General features: G+C 69.5%; 16 protein-coding genes, 2 tRNA genes and 1 pseudogene. 13 read left to right on the top strand and 6 right to left on the bottom strand.

Annotation, left to right across the window (positions count from 1 at the left end):
* Positions 1–28: 28 nt before the first annotated feature.
* The 3 genes from NBT67_RS11265 to NBT67_RS11255 are packed head-to-tail and all read right to left on the bottom strand — an operon-like array spanning position 29 to position 3,176.
* The gene (locus NBT67_RS11265; RefSeq protein ID WP_251341812.1) at positions 29–2,257 is read right to left on the bottom strand and encodes an amino acid permease; all 2,229 of its coding nucleotides are present in this window, start codon (positions 2,255–2,257) and stop codon (positions 29–31) included.
* The gene (locus NBT67_RS11260) at positions 2,254–2,751 is read right to left on the bottom strand and encodes a universal stress protein (RefSeq protein WP_251344374.1); all 498 of its coding nucleotides are present in this window, start codon (positions 2,749–2,751) and stop codon (positions 2,254–2,256) included. The genes NBT67_RS11265 and NBT67_RS11260 overlap by 4 nt, the downstream gene beginning before the upstream one ends.
* Positions 2,748–3,176 carry a DUF7975 family protein gene (locus tag NBT67_RS11255; protein WP_251341811.1) on the bottom strand — a complete coding sequence of 143 codons (429 nt, stop codon included), beginning with the start codon at positions 3,174–3,176 and terminating at the stop codon, positions 2,748–2,750. The genes NBT67_RS11260 and NBT67_RS11255 overlap by 4 nt, the downstream gene beginning before the upstream one ends.
* Positions 3,177–3,267: 91 nt before the next feature.
* Between NBT67_RS11255 and NBT67_RS11250 the strand changes: the two genes are divergently transcribed.
* A complete protein-coding gene (locus NBT67_RS11250; protein ID WP_251341810.1) occupies positions 3,268–5,064 on the top strand; it encodes a site-2 protease family protein in 1,797 nt (598 codons plus the stop codon).
* 30 nt (positions 5,065–5,094) lie between these two features.
* Here the strand turns inward: NBT67_RS11250 and NBT67_RS11245 are convergent, their stop codons facing one another.
* Entirely contained in the window at positions 5,095–5,364 is a 270-nt protein-coding gene (locus NBT67_RS11245; RefSeq protein WP_251341809.1) for a zinc ribbon domain-containing protein, read from the bottom strand.
* 124 nt (positions 5,365–5,488) lie between these two features.
* On the opposite strand from NBT67_RS11245, the gene NBT67_RS11240 reads away from it, so the two are divergent.
* The 4 genes from NBT67_RS11240 to NBT67_RS11225 all read left to right on the top strand — a co-directional run bounded on the left by NBT67_RS11240 (position 5,489) and on the right by NBT67_RS11225 (position 9,871).
* Positions 5,489–6,988 (top strand): heme-binding protein, encoded by a 1,500-nt coding sequence (locus tag NBT67_RS11240; RefSeq protein ID WP_251341808.1) that lies wholly within the window; start codon positions 5,489–5,491, stop codon positions 6,986–6,988.
* 107 nt (positions 6,989–7,095) lie between these two features.
* Positions 7,096–7,995: an acyltransferase gene (locus NBT67_RS11235; RefSeq protein WP_251341807.1), complete on the top strand. Its 900-nt coding sequence runs from the start codon at positions 7,096–7,098 to the stop codon at positions 7,993–7,995.
* Positions 7,996–8,023: 28 nt separating this feature from the next.
* The gene (locus NBT67_RS11230) at positions 8,024–9,163 is read left to right on the top strand and encodes a PQQ-dependent sugar dehydrogenase (RefSeq protein ID WP_251341806.1); all 1,140 of its coding nucleotides are present in this window, start codon (positions 8,024–8,026) and stop codon (positions 9,161–9,163) included.
* Positions 9,164–9,871: an Nmad3 family putative nucleotide modification protein gene (locus NBT67_RS11225; RefSeq protein ID WP_251341805.1), complete on the top strand. Its 708-nt coding sequence runs from the start codon at positions 9,164–9,166 to the stop codon at positions 9,869–9,871. It begins immediately after the preceding gene.
* On the opposite strand, the gene NBT67_RS11220 is transcribed toward NBT67_RS11225, so the two are convergent.
* The gene (locus NBT67_RS11220) at positions 9,872–10,975 is read right to left on the bottom strand and encodes a M48 family metalloprotease (RefSeq protein ID WP_251341804.1); all 1,104 of its coding nucleotides are present in this window, start codon (positions 10,973–10,975) and stop codon (positions 9,872–9,874) included. It abuts the gene before it with no gap.
* A gap of 131 nt (positions 10,976–11,106) precedes the next feature.
* A tRNA-Gly gene (locus tag NBT67_RS11215) sits at positions 11,107–11,177 on the bottom strand.
* Between the two features lie 143 nt (positions 11,178–11,320).
* On the opposite strand from NBT67_RS11215, the gene NBT67_RS11210 reads away from it, so the two are divergent.
* The 8 genes and pseudogenes from NBT67_RS11210 to NBT67_RS11175 all read left to right on the top strand — a co-directional run bounded on the left by NBT67_RS11210 (position 11,321) and on the right by NBT67_RS11175 (position 15,694).
* Entirely contained in the window at positions 11,321–11,602 is a 282-nt protein-coding gene (locus NBT67_RS11210; RefSeq protein ID WP_251341803.1) for a hypothetical protein, read from the top strand.
* Between the two features lie 99 nt (positions 11,603–11,701).
* Positions 11,702–12,559: an NAD+ synthase gene (locus NBT67_RS11205; RefSeq protein ID WP_251341802.1), complete on the top strand. Its 858-nt coding sequence runs from the start codon at positions 11,702–11,704 to the stop codon at positions 12,557–12,559.
* A 127-nt stretch (positions 12,560–12,686) separates the two neighbouring features.
* Positions 12,687–13,340 (top strand): DUF7114 family protein, encoded by a 654-nt coding sequence (locus NBT67_RS11200; protein ID WP_251341801.1) that lies wholly within the window; start codon positions 12,687–12,689, stop codon positions 13,338–13,340.
* Between the two features lie 43 nt (positions 13,341–13,383).
* Positions 13,384–13,455 (top strand) — tRNA-Thr (locus NBT67_RS11195).
* A 355-nt stretch (positions 13,456–13,810) separates the two neighbouring features.
* Positions 13,811–14,089, top strand: coding sequence for a ribbon-helix-helix domain-containing protein (locus NBT67_RS11190; protein ID WP_251341800.1), 279 nt, complete (start codon positions 13,811–13,813; stop codon positions 14,087–14,089).
* Positions 14,082–14,365, top strand: a pseudogene (locus NBT67_RS11185) (type II toxin-antitoxin system RelE family toxin). The gene NBT67_RS11190 and the pseudogene NBT67_RS11185 overlap by 8 nt, the downstream one beginning before the upstream one ends.
* An 82-nt stretch (positions 14,366–14,447) precedes the next feature.
* Entirely contained in the window at positions 14,448–14,696 is a 249-nt protein-coding gene (locus tag NBT67_RS11180) for a hypothetical protein (protein ID WP_251341799.1), read from the top strand.
* Positions 14,697–14,764: 68 nt separating this feature from the next.
* The gene (locus NBT67_RS11175; RefSeq protein ID WP_251341798.1) at positions 14,765–15,694 is read left to right on the top strand and encodes an SWIM zinc finger family protein; all 930 of its coding nucleotides are present in this window, start codon (positions 14,765–14,767) and stop codon (positions 15,692–15,694) included.
* Positions 15,695–15,699: the final 5 nt, after the last annotated feature.

The following is a 15,699-nucleotide window of genomic DNA, read 5'->3' as shown; positions in this document are numbered from 1 at the left end:
CCGAGAAATAAAAACCGTCAGGTTGCCGCTAGCCGAACAGCCGTTCGAGCAGCCCCCGATCCCGTTTTCGCTCGGCCAGCAGGACCGAACAGTCCACGTCGTTCACCACGTCGAGGACGAGCGTCCCCCGCACCAGTCGGGAGAGCAGGCCGCGTTCGGTCGCGCCGATGATGAGCATGGTCGCGTCGTCGGTTTCGGCCTCGATGGCGGCCTCCACGTCGCCGGAGCGGACGACGAGTTCGGCGCCTTCCAGGCCGTGTTCGGCCGCCCAGCCCTCGAGGAACGCCTCGCCTTCGGCCACGTCGTCGGCGACGTGGAGGACCCGCACCTCGGCGTCGTTGGTGAGACGGAGGAGTGCCGCCACCTCCGCGGCGAGTTCGGAGTCGGGACCGCCCGCAGTGGGGACGACGATCCGCGAGGGATCGAACCCGCGGTCGTTCAACACCAGCATGTCGCAGGGCAGGGAGCGGACGAGTTCGTCCATCGTCCCCTCGACGCGGCCGGGGGCGCCGTGGGCGCCGGGACTCCAGCCCATCACCACGAGGTCGGCGTCGTGGGTGTGTGCCGCGTCGAAGATGGCTTCGTAGGAGCGATGCGAGAGGATGGTGTGGGTCTCCACCTCGACGCCGAAGGTCTCGGCGTCCTCGCGCGCCCGGTCGAGCAGGTGTTTCGAGGTTTCGTCGATTTCGTCGGAGCGGCCCTTCGCCCGCTCCAGCGCCGTCTGATCCGGCACCGTGATGATGTGGGTGGCGACGACCGTGCCCCCGCGTTCCTTGGCGACGGTGCTCGCGAGTTCGATCAGATCCCGCTCGTGTTCGGGGTTGGCGAGCGGCACCATCACCCGATACTCGCCGCCGTCGGGCTGGACGCTCGTCGCGGCGTCGACCGCGGCGTCGGGCATCCGATCCGCGCGGTCGAGGATGTACTCCGAGAGCACGCCCTGCTTGGTGGCGCGGGAGCGGGCGTAGCCGAAGTACCAGACGATGGCGCCGGCGACGAGGGCGGCACTCAGTGCGATCACGAGCGGCGCGATGAAGACGATCAGCCCGAGTGCCGTGAGCGCGCCGAGGATCGGGACGACCGGGTAGAGCGGAATCGTGTAGTCCGGATCGTAGTCCGAGGGGTCGGCTTCGCGCATCACGATCAAGGCGACGTTGAGGAGGGCGTAGATGACCAGGTGGAGGACGCTGCCCATCGCCGCCAGCGTCTCGACGGTCCCCGCGGCGATGAAGAGGACGATCAGGGCGCCGGTGATGGCGATGGCACGGTAGGGTGTCGCGAACCGGGGGTGGATCTCGTTCAGCGATTCGCTGACGATGCCGTCCCGTCCCATCGCGAAGTTGATGCGCGAGGACGCGAGGATGGAGGCGTTGGCGCTGGAGGCGGTGGCCAGCAGCCCCCCGAGCAGCATGGCGACGGCGCCCGCCGGGCCGAGGAGGAGGCGCGCCACCTCGACGACGGCGATCCGTTCGCTCGGTAGGGCGTTGATGAACCCCTGCTCCACCGCCGCGGCCATCGTCACCAGCACGAGCGCGTAGATGAGCGTCACGAGCAGGACGCTCCCGATGACCGCCCGCGGCAGGTTGACGCCCGGGTTCTTGATCTCCTCGGCGACGCTCGTGATCTGGACGAAGCCGAGATAGGAGACGAAGATGATGCCGGTCACGGCCATCGTGTCCGTGAACGTCGCCGGCGGCGGCAGGTTCGCCGGATCGGCTCGGAGCGCGCCGTAGGCGGTGAAGACGGCGAGGATGCCCACGAGGACGATGACGATGATGTTCTGGAGGCGCCCGGTCTCTTTCGCACCGACGTAGTTGATCGCGATGAACAACACGGCGCCGACGAGGGCGATGATCTTCACCGGATCGAGCGCTATCGGCCCGAACCCGACCGTCCCCGTGAGCCCGAATATCTGCTGGATGTACTGCCCGAAGCCGACCATGTAGAACGCGGAGGCGAAGGCGAGGCCGAGCCAGTTGGCCCACCCCGCGACGGAGCCGAACAGCGGCCCGAGCGCGTGGTTGACGTAGTAGTACGCGCCGCCGGATTTCGGCATCGCCGTCCCGAGTTCGCTCGCGGAGAACGCCGTCAGCAGCGCGATACCGCCGCCGAGGACGAACGCGACGACGGCGAACGAGCCCGCCTGACTGATCGCGGTCCGGGGCAACACGAAGATGCCCGCGCCGATCATCGTCCCGACGCCGATGGTCAGCGCCGCCAGCGGCCCGAGGTCCTTCGCGAGTTCCTCGTCGCTCACTGGTCGTCCTCCGCGTTCGCGTTCGCGTCCGCGTCCTCGGCGCCGGCTCCGGTCGCCGCCGCGTCCTCGGCGTCCGGCAACACCACGACCGGTCGGTCGGCCTTCGTGACCAGCGTCTCGCGCACGTCGCCGGTCAGGAGGTCCAGCCACCACGACCCGCCGCGGGGCTGGAAGACGACGGCGCTGGCGTCGACGGCGTTCGCCGCCTCGATGATCGCCTCGCCCACGTCGGTGCCGTAGATGACGTCGGTCTCGACCTCGAGGTCGTACTCGGCAGCGCAGTCGCGGGCGGCGGCGAAGGCCGCCTCGGCGACCGCCTCCCGCTGCTCGACGCTCGCCTTGTCCGGGGCGCCGCCGGCCTTCTCGACGACGTGGACGACCAGCGGGCGGCCGCCCGCGGCGGCGATGCGGGGAAACGCCGCCCGACAGGTCGCGCTCGCGTCGCCTTCGCTCGCGACCGGGATCAGGGGGCGAGCGAGGAGGGCGTCGCTCATAGCTCCGTCACCCACGCTCGGTAGTCGTCGTCCAGGTCGTAGGTGGCCTGTAGCGCGCGGTCGAGGAACTGGCCGAGACGGCTGGCGTCCGAGCGGGCGGTCACCCGAACGTTCGCGCCCTCGGCCTCGTCGGGGCGTTCGATCCGCTCGATGCGGAACTCCGGGAACTCCGAGAGGAGGTCCTTCAGGCGGCCGAGTTCCGCCTCGGTGCAGTCGAGGTTGAACGTCTCCTCCGCGAACTGGATCCAGGGGATCGGCGCCTCGCCCTCGTCCTCGTCCTCGTCGTCGTCGTCGTCGACACCGGGCGCGTCCGCCGGGTCGACCTCGACGGTGAGAAACGGGCTGCCGCGATTCCGGTGGGCGAGAACCGCCTCCGCGAACAGTTTGCGTCGCCCGGCGGCGTCGGCGGCGTCGAACCGTGTCATGCTCGACTCTTGGACCCCAGCGGCTAAAAGTCGGGCGGGTTTCGCCCAGGTATCCGAACGCCTTTCCCCGTCGGGACCCTCCCTCGGATCGATGAACACGCTGCTGTGGGTGCTCGTCGGCGTCCTCGTCTACTCCCTCGGTGCGAAGGCGCTCCAGATCCGGGGGTATCTCCCGGACGCGATCCGTCTCCAGGGACCCATCGCGACGATCCACACCCGCCGTGGCCGCGCCCTCCTCACCCGCCTCGCCCGCCCCAAGCGGTTCTGGCGCGCGTACAGCAACGTCGGCGTCGGCGTCGCCCTCGTCATCATGGCCGGAATGTTCGTCCTCCTGGTCTTTCAGGCGGTGACCATCCTCCGGAACCCGCCGGCGCCGTCGGCGGTCAACCAGCCACAGAACTTCCTCGTCGTCCCCGGCGTCAACGACTTCCTCCCCCTGGCCGTGGCGCCCGAAATCGTCTTCGGCCTCCTGCTCGGCCTCGTCGTCCACGAGGGCGGCCACGGCCTGCTCTGCCGGGTCGAGGACATCGACATCGAATCCATGGGCGTTGTCTTTCTCGCCGTCCTCCCCGTCGGCGCGTTCGTCGAACCCGACGAGGAGAGCCAGCGCGAGGCCGACCGCGGCGGCCGCACCCGGATGTTCGCGGCCGGCGTCACCAACAACTTCGTGCTGACGGCCGTCGCCTTCGCCCTCCTGTTCGGTCCCGTCATCGGCGCCGTCGGCGTCGCCCCCGGCGTCGCCGTCGACGGCGCCTACGAGGGGTCGCCCGCGGCGACGGCGGGCGTCGAAAACGGTGACCGCATCACGGGCGTCGCCGGGACCGCTGTCGGCAGCGAGGGCGACCTCGACGCCGCCCTCCTCGCCGCCGAGAACCGCACCGTCTCGGTCGAACTCGACGGCGAACGGACGGTTCGCGTCGAGCGCTCGCTCGTCGTCGTCGGGAGCGTCGCGGGCAACCCCGCGAACATCAGCGTCGAGCCAGGGAGCGACCCCATCCGGGTGACGGCCGTCAACGGCACGCCGGTCCACACCCGCGGCGAGTTCCGGGCGGCGACGGCGAACCGCACCTTCGCCCGCCTCGAAACCACCGCCGGCGACGCCGTCGTCCCCGTCGGCGCCTACGTCACGCGCGTCGCCCCCGACGGCCCCATGGCCAACACCAGCACCGCGCCGACCAACACCAGCCTGATCGTCACCGGGATCGACGGCCAGCGCGTCACCTCCTCGGACTCCCTGTCGCGCGTCCTCGACGAGTACGATCCGGGCGACCGGGTCCCCGTCCGGGCGTACGTCGACGGCGAGTTCCGGACGTACGACGTCCGCCTCGGAGAGAACCCCCGCGACGGCCGCGGGTTCCTCGGCGTCGACATCTTCCCCGGGACGAGCGGCCTGCTGATCACCGACTTCGGGGTGCGAAACTACCCGGCGGGCGCCTACCTCGAACTCCTCGGCGGCGACGGCGGTCCGGGGGCGGCCTCGCCGTTCGCCGGGCTGACCGACTCGCCGCTCAGCCTCGTCTACGTCGCGCTCGTCCTCCCGCTCGCCTCCGTCGTCCTCGGCATTCCCAACTTCCCGGGGTTCACCCCCGCGGTGACGAACTTCTACGTCGTCCAGGGGCCGCTCGCCCCGCTCGGCGACGGGGTGTTCATCCTCGCGAACGTCCTCTTCTGGGCCGCGTGGGTGAACCTCCAGCTCGGCCTGTTCAACTGCATCCCGGGCTACCCGCTCGACGGCGGCCGCATCCTGCAGACGTCCACCGAGGCGGTGGTGTCGCGGCTCCCCGTCGGCGACCCCGCGCGGGTCGTCCGGACCATCACCACCGGCGTCGGGCTGACGATGCTCGCGTCGCTCGTGTTGATGATCTTCGGCCCGCAACTGCTGTCCTGACCCGATTGTCGGCCGGCCCGCGGCCGACGCTCACCCGCCCTCGCCGTCGCCGAGCGGGTCGCCACAGTAGTCACACGTCGCCGCGTCGGCCGCCGTGCGGGCGCCACACGCGGGACAGGTGACGCGCTCGTCGCCGTCAGTCGCGTCGCCCCCGTACAGCGCCCGCACCTTCGCGAACTGGAGGGCGAGGGCGGCGACGACGAGGGCGCCGAAGGCGACCAGGAGCGCCAGTCGCTCGACGGCACCGCCGAGCGTGGGCGCGGCGGTCCCGGCGAGCGCCGCGACAGTCCCGTGGGTCATCGTCCCACCCGTCGGCCTCGCGCCCGGAAAACCCGGCGGTCGGGGTCCGCGCCGGGGCCGCCCACGTTCCCGGCGACCGCGAAGACACGCAACTCCCATACCCCAGCGGTCCCAACGGGCGGACATGCGAGAGCCTCCCCGGACGGACGAAGGCTGGTACGTACTGCACGACTTCCGTCGCATCGACTGGGCGGCGTGGCGCGACGCCCCCGAACGGGAGCGCGAGCGGGCCGTCGAGGAGGGCGTGGCGTACCTCCGGGCCCACGAGAACGTCGAGGACGCCGACGACGGCGCCTCCGCCGTCTTCGCCATGCTCGGCCACAAGGCGGACCTGCTGATCGTCCACCTGCGGCCGACGCTCGACGCCCTCTCGACGGCCGAACGGCGCTTCGACCGCACGGCCCTCGGCGCCGTCACCGAGCAGTCCACCTCCTACGTCTCCGTCACCGAGGTGAGCGGCTACGTCTCCGACGCCTACTTCGCCGACGAGGAGGAGGAGGTCGACACCGGCCTGAAACGCTACATCGAGGGGAAACTCGAACCCGAGATTCCGGAGGGACAGTACCTCAGCTTCTACCCGATGAGCCGGAAGCGCGGCGAGCAGGACAACTGGTACGACCTGCCGTTCGAGCGCCGCCGCGAGATGATGGAGGAACACGGCGAACACGGCCGCGAGTTCGGCGGTCGGGTGAAACAGATCGTCGCGTCGTCGGTCGGCCTCGACGACTGGGAGTGGGGCGTGACGCTCTTCTCCGAGGATCCGACGGATCTGAAGGACATCGTCTACGAGATGCGATACGACGAGGCGAGCGCCCGCTACAGCGAGTTCGGCCCCTTCTACGTCGGCCGGCGGTTCCCGCCCGCGGACCTGCCCGCCTTCCTCGACGGCGAGACGGTGCCGACGGGCGACGCGGACGCCGGGAGCGAGGCCGACGCCCACCACGGCTCTGACGCCCACCACGGCGGCGAGGACGAGGCGGGTGGCCACCACGGCTCTGACGCCCACCACGACGAGAGCGGCGGCGGGACCGACGAGAGCGACGACGACATCCGCGGCGAACTCGCGGATCTGGACGTCTACGCCGGCAAGCCCCACGGCGAGGACGTCTACGCGACGGTGCTCTACTCCGAGGCCGACGCGGACGACCTGTTCGAGGAGGTGGACGGCCTCCGCTCGAACTTCGATCACTACGACACGCACGTGAAGACGGCGGTGTACGACGCCCTCGAACGCGACCGGCGGGCGGTCGTGAGCATCTGGGACACCGCGAGCGCCGCCGACACCGCCGCCGGCTTCCTGTCGGACCTCCCCGACATCGTCAGCCGGGCCGGCGAGGAGTCCGGCTTCGGCACCATGGGGATGTTCTACACCGTCGAGCCGGAGCACCGCGAGGACTTCGTCGAGAAGTTCGAGACGGTGGGCGGCCTCCTCGCCGACATGGAGGGCCACGGCGAGACGGATCTGATGGTCAACCTCGAGGACGAGAACGACATGTTCATCGCCAGCCAGTGGCGCTCGAAGGACGACGCCATGGGCTTTTTCCGCTCCGACGAGTTCGCGGACACCGTCTCGTGGGGGCGTGACGTGCTCGCCGACCGGCCGCGACACGTCTTCCTCGCGTAGCCGTCACCGGTTCGCACCGCTCCGTCTCCTCGCCTCCGCCCGCCCAGTTTCCCGCCCGGCACGCACACCCGAACCCCTTTGGGAACCCCCGTCTTATCACGCCTGCAATGACGAAGCGACACGTCTCGCTCCCCATCGAGGCCGACGCCGGCCTCGAGGAGTTCATCGACCACGTCGACGAGCGACTGGCCTCCGACGAGGACACGTGCAACGTCGTACAGGACGTGCTGATCGACCTGTTCGGGGACCGCGAGGCGTACGAGCGCTGGCAGGACGGCGGGGACGTCTCGCCCGCGGAACGCGTCCGCCTGCAGGGGTACGACCCCTGTAACGCCACGCTCGAAAGCGAGTACTACGCCGAGAAGGACGAGGAGCGATTCACCGAATCGAAGTACCTCCAGTGGCTCTGGCGGCAGTTCGACGCGACGCCGATGGCCGACAACGTGGAGTTCGCGCTCCGGTTCCGGGCGATGCTCGCCGATCACCTCTTCGCGGAGTGTGGCGACGGCTGCCGCTTTTTCAAGGGCATCTCCTTCACCTACGGCCACAACATCTCCGTCGGCGACAACGTGGTCGTCCACGACGACGTCCACCTCGACGACCGGGGGCGACTGACCGTCGGCGACCGCGTCTCCCTCTCCGACGGCGTCCACGTCTACAGCCACGACCACGACGTCGTCGACCAGACCGAGGTCCGCAACTACCACACGATCATCGAGGACGACGCCCGCATCACCTACGACGCGATGGTCAGCGCGGGGTGCCGTGTCGGCGAGAACGCCGTCGTCGGCGCCCGGGCGGTGGTGCAGGGCGACGTTCCCGACCACCACATCGCGGTCGGCATGCCAGCCAAGAGCGTCCGCGTCAAGCCGGGCTGGGGGGACCGCGCCGACCCGCTGGAGACGGGTGGCGAGAACCGACAGGAGGACCGCCGCATCGCCTACGACCTGCCCGACGACCTCGACGTCTTCGACGAGTTCGAGCGGGACCTGGATCCCTCGACGTAGTTTTACGGCTCGCGCCCTCAGGGCGGATATGGACCGACGACGCTATCTGGCGACCCTCGGCGCAGCGGCGGCGCTCGGCGGGTGTGGGAGCCGGCCGCGTGATTCGGACGGCGCGTCACCTACCGCTACCGCTACCGCCACCGCCACCGCTACCACCGACGGCGACGCTAGCGACGACGCCCCGTCCGGGGACGCGGACGTCGCCGTCGAGACGCTCGCGACCGACCTCGAAGTGCCGTGGGGGACCGCGTTCCGCGACGGCACCCTCTATCTCACCGAGCGGCCGGGACGGATCGTCCGCCTCGTTGACGGGGCGGTCGAACCCGTGGTCGAGGACGTCCCGGTGAAGGCCGCGGGCGAGGGCGGTCTGCTCGGCCTGGCCTTCCACCCCGACCAGCCGTACGCCTACACCCACCAGACCTACGAACCCGCGGACGGCGGGACGGCGAACCGACTGGTGCGTCACGACCTCGACGACGACTGGGCGGGGGAGCCCCTGATCGAGGGGATTCCGGGGTCGTTCATCCACGACGGCGGTCGATTGCTCGTCCACGACGACGCCCTCTACATGACCTGTGGCGACGCCGCCGACGGCGCCCTGGCGAAGGATCCCGACGTCCTCGCGGGATCGGTGCTGCGGATCACCCTCGACGGCGACCCGCACCCGGACAACCCCTTCGACTCCCCCGTCTTCAGTTACGGGCACCGCAACCCGCAGGGGCTCACCGTCCGGCGTGGGGAGATCTACAGCACCGAACACGGCCCCGACGTCGGGGACGAGATCAACGTCCTCCGCGCGGGGGCCCACTACGGGTGGCCCGAGGTGACGGGGCCGAGCGACGACGACCGCTTCACCGATCCCGTCACGAGTTACTCGCCGACCATCGCCCCCGCCAGCGCGACCGTTTACGACGGCCCGATCGAGGCGTGGCGCGGCGACTTCCTCTTCGGGACGCTCAAGGCCGAACACGTCCACCGGGTTCGACTCGACGGCGGTGACGACCCCGACGTCGTCGCCGAGGACCGCCTGTTCGGCGGCGAGTTCGGCCGGATCCGCACCGTGTTCACCGGCCCCGAGGGCCACCTCCACGCGACGACGAGCAACCGCGACGGCCGGGGATCGCCCGTCGCGAGCGACGACCGCGTCCTCCGGTTCGTCCCCGCCTGAATGGCCCGCGCCGTCGCCATCAACGTCGGCGCCAACACCACCCTCCCGGGCTTTCGCGGTCCCGTCCTCCCCGACCGCCGGTTCGCGTACGTCCCCATCCCCGAGCGGGAGCCGACCGCCGAGCCGGTGCCGACCTACGGCGACCTCGCCGTCCCGCTCGGCGTGGACGTCTCGGACGTCGCCGACCGGCGCGTCCACCTCGACCCGGAGTTCGCGGGGATCTACGGCTCGACGGCCTACACCTACGGCGACGAACACGGCGTGAAGGCCGGCCCGCTCTCCGCGCTCGCCCCCGGCGACTCGCTCTTTTTCTACGCGACGCTCTCGCTGCGTGGCGACCCCGAGGCGGCGCCCGACCTCCCGCCGGAGTGGGGCGCCTACCTGATCGGCGAGTTCCGCGTCGAGCGCGCGGTGACGGGCGAGACGTACCGTGACCTGCCGCCGGCCGAGCGCGAGCGCTTCGCCAGCAACGCCCACTGCAAGCGCGCCGACTTCGACGCGAAGGTGCTGGTGGCCGGCGGCGACGACTCCCGCCTGTTCGAGCGGGCGGTGCCCCTCAGCGACCCCGAGGCGGGCGCCACGGCCGGGCCGCTCGTCACCGACCTCTCGGCCGACTCCGGGAAGGGGCCGTGGTGGCGGCGGGTGCTCCGGTACGACGCCGACGCGACCGGGCGACTGCGGGCCGCCGTCGACGACGCGGGGCCGTAGCTACCGCTCGCGCAGGCGGTCGATCCGGTCGCCGAGCGCGACGTTGATCGAGAGCGGGTTCGGGACGCGCCGCCGGGTCGGCTCCATCCCGTGGACGTCGGCGTAGCGTTCGAGCGCGTCCGCGACGGCGTCGGCACCGACCCGCGCGGCGGCGTGGTCGTCGGCCGCACGCACCCCCCGCCGGCAGAGCCCGAAGCCGACGCCGAGTGCGACGAACGCCGCGCCGAGCAGCACCCAGCGCGGCCCCCGTCCGGCGACCGACGCGACGAGGGGGACGGCGGCGGCGACGACGCTCCCCGCCCGCGCGGGGAGGACGTGGGCCTCGATCCGGCCGGCTTCCACCGCCAGCAGCGCCGCGGCGGTGTCGTCGTCGAAGCGATCCAGGAACGTCGTCGTGACGAACAGCCGCCGATAGCCGGGCGGACCGCGGACGTGGACCGTCGCCGTCTCCTCGTCGTCGGTGTCGAGCACCCGCACGTCCCGCACGTCGAGTCCCGCCCGCTCGCGGAGGGCGTCGACGCGCTCGCGGGTCGCCCCCGTCGGCGTCGCCGTCGACCGAACCGCGGCGACGATCCACGGCGATCCGACGAGCGTCGCCGCGACGACGAGGACGAAGACGCCGGCCAGTCCGAGCGGCGACGCGGTGCCCGTGAGCCGGAGTGGGGCGATGACGACGGCGACGACGGCGCTCAGGCCGACGACGTAGCGCGCCATCCGGGCGAGCGCCCGCCCGGTCGACAGGTCGATGTCGCGGACGGCCCGCACGCCACGAACCGTCGGCGCGTAGGCGGCCAGTCCGACGAGCCCCGCCCCGAGGAGGCCGACGAAGTCCGCGAGGAGTGTGGCGGCCACCCCGTCGGTTCCGCCGAGCGCCGTCGCGGCGACGGCCCCGCCGAACCCCAGGAGAGCGAGGACGCCGTACGCGAGCAGCGCGAAGGGCAACAGGACGCCGGCGTAGAGGACGCGGTACTTGGCGACTGGGTTCGACAGGCGGCGGGCCACGGCGCTCCCGACGGCGCCGACGACGGCGCCCAGGAGGGCGAAGACGACGAGCATCGCCACGGGCGGTGCCAGCGAGGGTGCGGTGGACTGGAGGGCGAACACGTCGGGTGGTCGCAACGCTCGACACATAAACGGTGGCGTGTTCGGCGGCGGCGGTCGAGCGACGGCGTGACCGGGCGACGCAAGCGGGCGCCGCGTGCCGTCCGGCGATCCCCCTCACTCCGTTCGGAACATGCGCCGTCCGGGAATTGAACCCGGGCTAGTGGCTTGGGAAGCCACTGTCCTACCACTGGACCAACGGCGCTCCTCGGCTCGCCCCGCGGTCCCCCTCGCCGAACTCACGGGACCGACGGCGCTCGTGTCACCGGCTTCCACGCCGTCCCACTTCAACGTAGCGTTTCGCGGAACGAACGCTTATGCCGTCACGGGTCGTAGCCGGGACTTGACATGACCGACACACAGTCCTTCGAGGTGTTCCTGACCGACGAGGCGAGCGCCGACTTCGGCGAGGCGTCGATTCGGGCCGATTCGGTCGAGTTCTACGACTCGGGGGTCTGGGTCACCCACGCCGACGGCCGGGACTTCTTCCCGTATCGCCGCGTGCTGCGGATCCGCGAGGGCGCCGAGACGGCGGCCGGTGCCGGGGCCGAGGGCTCGGCGGGCGAGCGCCGGGACGCCGCGAGCGGGACGGCCGGCGCCGTCGACGACACCGAACTCGACGTGGAGTAATTGTCGGTCCCGTCGGTTTGGGGGCCGTCGCACGAACGCGCGTCCACCGCGTCCCCTCAACGGGAGAGTATTTCAAACCGGATGCCGTACGAGGTGGTGATGAGCGACGAATCCGTCATTCTGGAAGCGTCGGCCCCGCTCGACCTCCGCCTCTCCGAGGCGGAACTGGAAGCGGTCCGGGACCACGTCACGGACTTCATCCGGCGCACGGTCGACAGCGCCGGGGCCGAGGGCGCGGTGCTCGGCCTCTCCGGCGGCATCGACAGCACGCTGACCGCCCACCTCGCCGTCGAGGCGCTCGGTGCGGAGCGCGTCCACGGGCTCGTGATGCCGAGCGAGGTGAACGCCGCCGACAACATGAGCGACGCCGAACGCGTCGCCCGCGACCTCGGCGTCGAGTACGACGTGATCGACATCGGTCCCATCTACGACGCCTTCGTCGAGGCGTTCCCCGGCGAGGCGACCGCCGAGCGGGTCGATACCGACCCGCTCCGCACCGCCGCCGGCAACGTTCGGGTGCGTATCCGTGCGGTCCTCGATTACTTCGTCGCCAACGCCGAGAACCGGATCGTCCTCGGGACGGGCAACCGGAGCGAGGCGCTCACCGGCTACTTCACCAAGTACGGCGACGGTGCGGTCGACTGCCACCCCATCGGCAACCTCTACAAACAGCAGGTGCGGCAGCTCGCCGCCCACGTCGGCGTCGACGACGACCTCGTGACCAAGACGCCCTCGGCGGAGATGTGGACGGGACAGACCGACGAGGCGGAGATGGGCCTCGGGTACGACACGCTGGACGCCATCCTCGCGCTCCACGTCGACGGCCCGCTCTCCCGGGCCGCGACCGTCCGTCACCTCGACGTGACCCCCGAGCAGGTCGACCGCGTGGTCGACCTCTACGAGACGAGCGCGCACAAGCGGTCGATGCCGCCGTCGCCCGACCCGCTCTACCTGTAGGCGTCCGTCCCGTCCGGGGCACGCTCCCGACGACTCGTCCGCCGAGGCGGGGCTCACACCCCCGACTCCCCGCCCGCGGCCGGCCGTTTCCAAAGGTCTTTGGCCATCGCACCGCAACCGTACGGCAATGGACGACGCCGTACGGGCCCGGCGTGCCGCCCGCGACGCGCTCGCCGACATCGAGCCCGAACGGCTCGGCGAGGCGCTTCGGGACCGCCTCGCGGACGCGTCGATGACCCCCAGCGTCCTGACGATGGTGAGCGCCCACGCCCTCGATGCGACCGTGGACGCCGAACACGTCGCCGAACGCGGTGCCGGCGTCCAGCTCATCTACGAGGGGTTGCGGCTCACGCGCTCGCTCGCCCACACCGAACCCTGGCTCGACGACGACGAGGCCGGCCGGCGGGCCGACCTCGACATCCTCGCGGCGGACGTCCTCGTCTCCCGTGGCTTCTACCTGCTCGCACGGACCGAAACCGCCGAGCGCGCCGTCGAGGTGGTTCGCGCGTTCGGCCGGGATCAGACGCGTCGCCGCGCGGCGGGGGCCGACGGTCCCGCCCTCGACCGCAACCTCGAAGCCGACGTGTTCGCCCTCGCCGTCGCCGCCGGCACGACCGCCGCCGGCGTCTCGCCCGGGGACGACCTCCTCGAATACGCCGCGGACCTCGCCCGCGAGTTCGACGGCGACCTTCCCCCGCCCGACGCCGCGCTCCCCGACGCCACGGCCGACCGAGTGCTCGCCCTCGCCGGCGGCGACGCCGCCCCGCCCGCCGACCCGTAAATCGAAACGCCTAAAGACGGCTCCGGCCAACCGGTGTACGCGTGCCTGGGTAGCTTAGCGGTAAAGCGCGTCCTTGGTAAGGACGAGACCCCGGGTTCAAATCCCGGCCTAGGCTCTTTCCGCCATAGACTCCTTGTGAGGGCACTTTTCTGACTACACTCGTCTGGATAAAATCCGTTCAAGATTCGCTTCTCTCGCTAAACGGGGCATCCTTCGCCGTAACGCGATTCGCTGAACTGTCAGGACACAAACTAATTCACAGACAGCGCCGGGATAGACCAGAAATCGATCGGGGGGCGCGTCCCCTCGAGCGACACCCCGGATTTCGCTAATCCACGCTCACGGAGAGAGGGATGAAACGTAGTCAAGAATGTGATAGAACACCCCCTCGATGCGGCTATCCACGTCGGTTACGCGGTACGCGAGGTTCCGGCGAAACGCTATTGGTAAGACCAACGTATTACGACTGTATGTCCGAAGCGGCCACAAACGACGACGGCGGGGACGACATCGTCACGGTGAACTTCAAGGTCACCGAGTCGTTCCTCGAACGGATAGACGATACGTGGCAAGGGCGCGGGTTCAACAGCCGAAGCGAGTTCATCCGGTACACGCTTCGGGACGCCGTCGAGTTCCCGACGTTCGACCGCGACGAACTCGTCGCCCTGCTCGAAGCCGAGGAAGACATCCGCGAGGGACGAACGACGAGCGCCGAGGAAGCCCGCGAGCGGTTCGGCACGGATGAGTGATGGGGAGTGGACGTGGGAATTCTCCTCGACGGCCGAAGACGACCTCGACGGACTGTCTCCCGCCGACCAAGACCGGATACGCGACAAGCTCGATGAAATCGTCTCCTCGCCGTGGCGTGACCCGCCGGACTACGGCGAGCCGCTCCGGAACAGTCCGTACAAGAAGATACGCGTCGGGGAGTTCCGGCTCTCCGTGAGCTTCCGACGGGACGCCAGCGGCTCGTCGTCGCACGTATCAAGCGCCGTGGCGGCGCGTACACCGCCGACGATGACTAAGTGACGAGAGGCCCTCGATGTGGCGAGTTGCTTCGGTAAGTAGAGGAGAAGAATCAAGCAAAAGCGATTTGTCACATCCCACATGAACCAGAGGCGAATCGGCGATATCTTTCTCGGGGTGACGATGATCTTGATCGGTATTGCCCCGCTGGGACTCGCCCTAACTGGACGGGAACACCTGATAGCAGGCTACGGAGTCGATGTTATCTCGGGTACTCTCAATACAGTACTTGTAGTTGTTTTCATAGTCTGTGGATTAGTTTTAGCCGTAGCAGGAGCCAACGTCGTCAAAAATGGTCGTTCCGAGTCGGAAAGTTCTTCACTTTACTAAGCGGAGCGTATTTTTGTGACCCCGCTAATATCTATTGGTGTCTTTCTCATCGGGATTGGAGTTATGATGTGACGGTCGGCAACACTCGAATCCGAATACTCGGTCCACAGTCGTCTATTTCCGGTGTCCACAGACGACATACGGGGCCGAATACCCAATACCCACTGACCCGTACGTTTCAGCCGGTGCCAATGGATATCGGACGGAACCAGATCCGGGATCGCTGTACTGAGGCAGTGTTCGAACGGGGGCAAACCTATCGTTCCGAGGGGCGTATCCAGCGACGGAACAGATTCGGAAGCCTCGTCACGGCGATTGTGCAGGGCTCACGACTCTACGAGGTTATGGTCGACCGTACTGAGGAGGTCGTCAGTACGACCTGCACGTGCCCATACACCGGCCCCGGGGACTGCAAGCACGTCGTGGCGGTACTGCTGGATGTCGCGGAGGAGCCGCCAGCGGACCAGCGCGAACACATGGAGGCGGTGGTCGACGACGTGTCGTTCGACGACCTTCGCTCGTTCGTCGTCGAGGAACTCGCCCGGAATCCCGAGATGCGCGAGCGATTTCTCGCGCGGTTCGGCGACACGGTCGAAAAATCCGTCGACGAGTACCGGGTTGACGTCGAGCAACTGTTCGACGAATATGCGAGGGACGACGGGATCGTCCTCAACGTGATCGACTTCTCGCGGTTCCTAGATGCAGCCGACCGATATCGGGAGCGGGGTCGCCATCGCGCGGCTGCGACGATCTATCGGGCGCTTTTCGAGGGTATCGAGCGAAACATGGACCGCGTCGACGCCCCGCACGACCACTACATGGAGACGTTCCAGACCGCCCTGGACCGCTACGTCGAATGCGTCCAGGCTGTCGATCTGAGCGACGACGAGTACCGGGCGCGCGTCGACGTGATCTCGGACCGAACTACTGCGGCAGTAGATTATCTGGCAGAGAGATACGTGGCCGCGCTCGAAACGTTGCGGGCCGAGTCCGACTGACTAGT

This window comes from Haloplanus sp. GDY1, assembly GCF_023703775.1.
Classification (GTDB): domain Archaea; phylum Halobacteriota; class Halobacteria; order Halobacteriales; family Haloferacaceae; genus Haloplanus; species Haloplanus halophilus.
This window is presented reverse-complemented; position numbering and strand designations above follow the sequence as displayed.

Bases quoted from the DNA above. Each gene is read 5' to 3' on its own strand.
- NBT67_RS11260 (WP_251344374.1), bottom strand. From the start codon at position 2,751: ATGAGCGACGCCCTCCTCGCTCGCCCCCTGATCCCGGTCGCGAGCGAA.
- NBT67_RS11205 (WP_251341802.1), top strand. From the start codon at position 11,702: ATGAGCGACGAATCCGTCATTCTGGAAGCGTCGGCCCCGCTCGACCTC.
- NBT67_RS11225 (WP_251341805.1), top strand. From the start codon at position 9,164: ATGGCCCGCGCCGTCGCCATCAACGTCGGCGCCAACACCACCCTCCCG.
- NBT67_RS11250 (WP_251341810.1), top strand. From the start codon at position 3,268: ATGAACACGCTGCTGTGGGTGCTCGTCGGCGTCCTCGTCTACTCCCTC.
- NBT67_RS11200 (WP_251341801.1), top strand. From the start codon at position 12,687: ATGGACGACGCCGTACGGGCCCGGCGTGCCGCCCGCGACGCGCTCGCC.
- NBT67_RS11245 (WP_251341809.1), bottom strand. From the start codon at position 5,364: ATGACCCACGGGACTGTCGCGGCGCTCGCCGGGACCGCCGCGCCCACG.
- NBT67_RS11255 (WP_251341811.1), bottom strand. From the start codon at position 3,176: ATGACACGGTTCGACGCCGCCGACGCCGCCGGGCGACGCAAACTGTTC.
- NBT67_RS11240 (WP_251341808.1), top strand. From the start codon at position 5,489: ATGCGAGAGCCTCCCCGGACGGACGAAGGCTGGTACGTACTGCACGAC.
- NBT67_RS11190 (WP_251341800.1), top strand. From the start codon at position 13,811: ATGTCCGAAGCGGCCACAAACGACGACGGCGGGGACGACATCGTCACG.
- NBT67_RS11235 (WP_251341807.1), top strand. From the start codon at position 7,096: ATGACGAAGCGACACGTCTCGCTCCCCATCGAGGCCGACGCCGGCCTC.
- NBT67_RS11230 (WP_251341806.1), top strand. From the start codon at position 8,024: ATGGACCGACGACGCTATCTGGCGACCCTCGGCGCAGCGGCGGCGCTC.
- NBT67_RS11210 (WP_251341803.1), top strand. From the start codon at position 11,321: ATGACCGACACACAGTCCTTCGAGGTGTTCCTGACCGACGAGGCGAGC.
- NBT67_RS11180 (WP_251341799.1), top strand. From the start codon at position 14,448: ATGAACCAGAGGCGAATCGGCGATATCTTTCTCGGGGTGACGATGATC.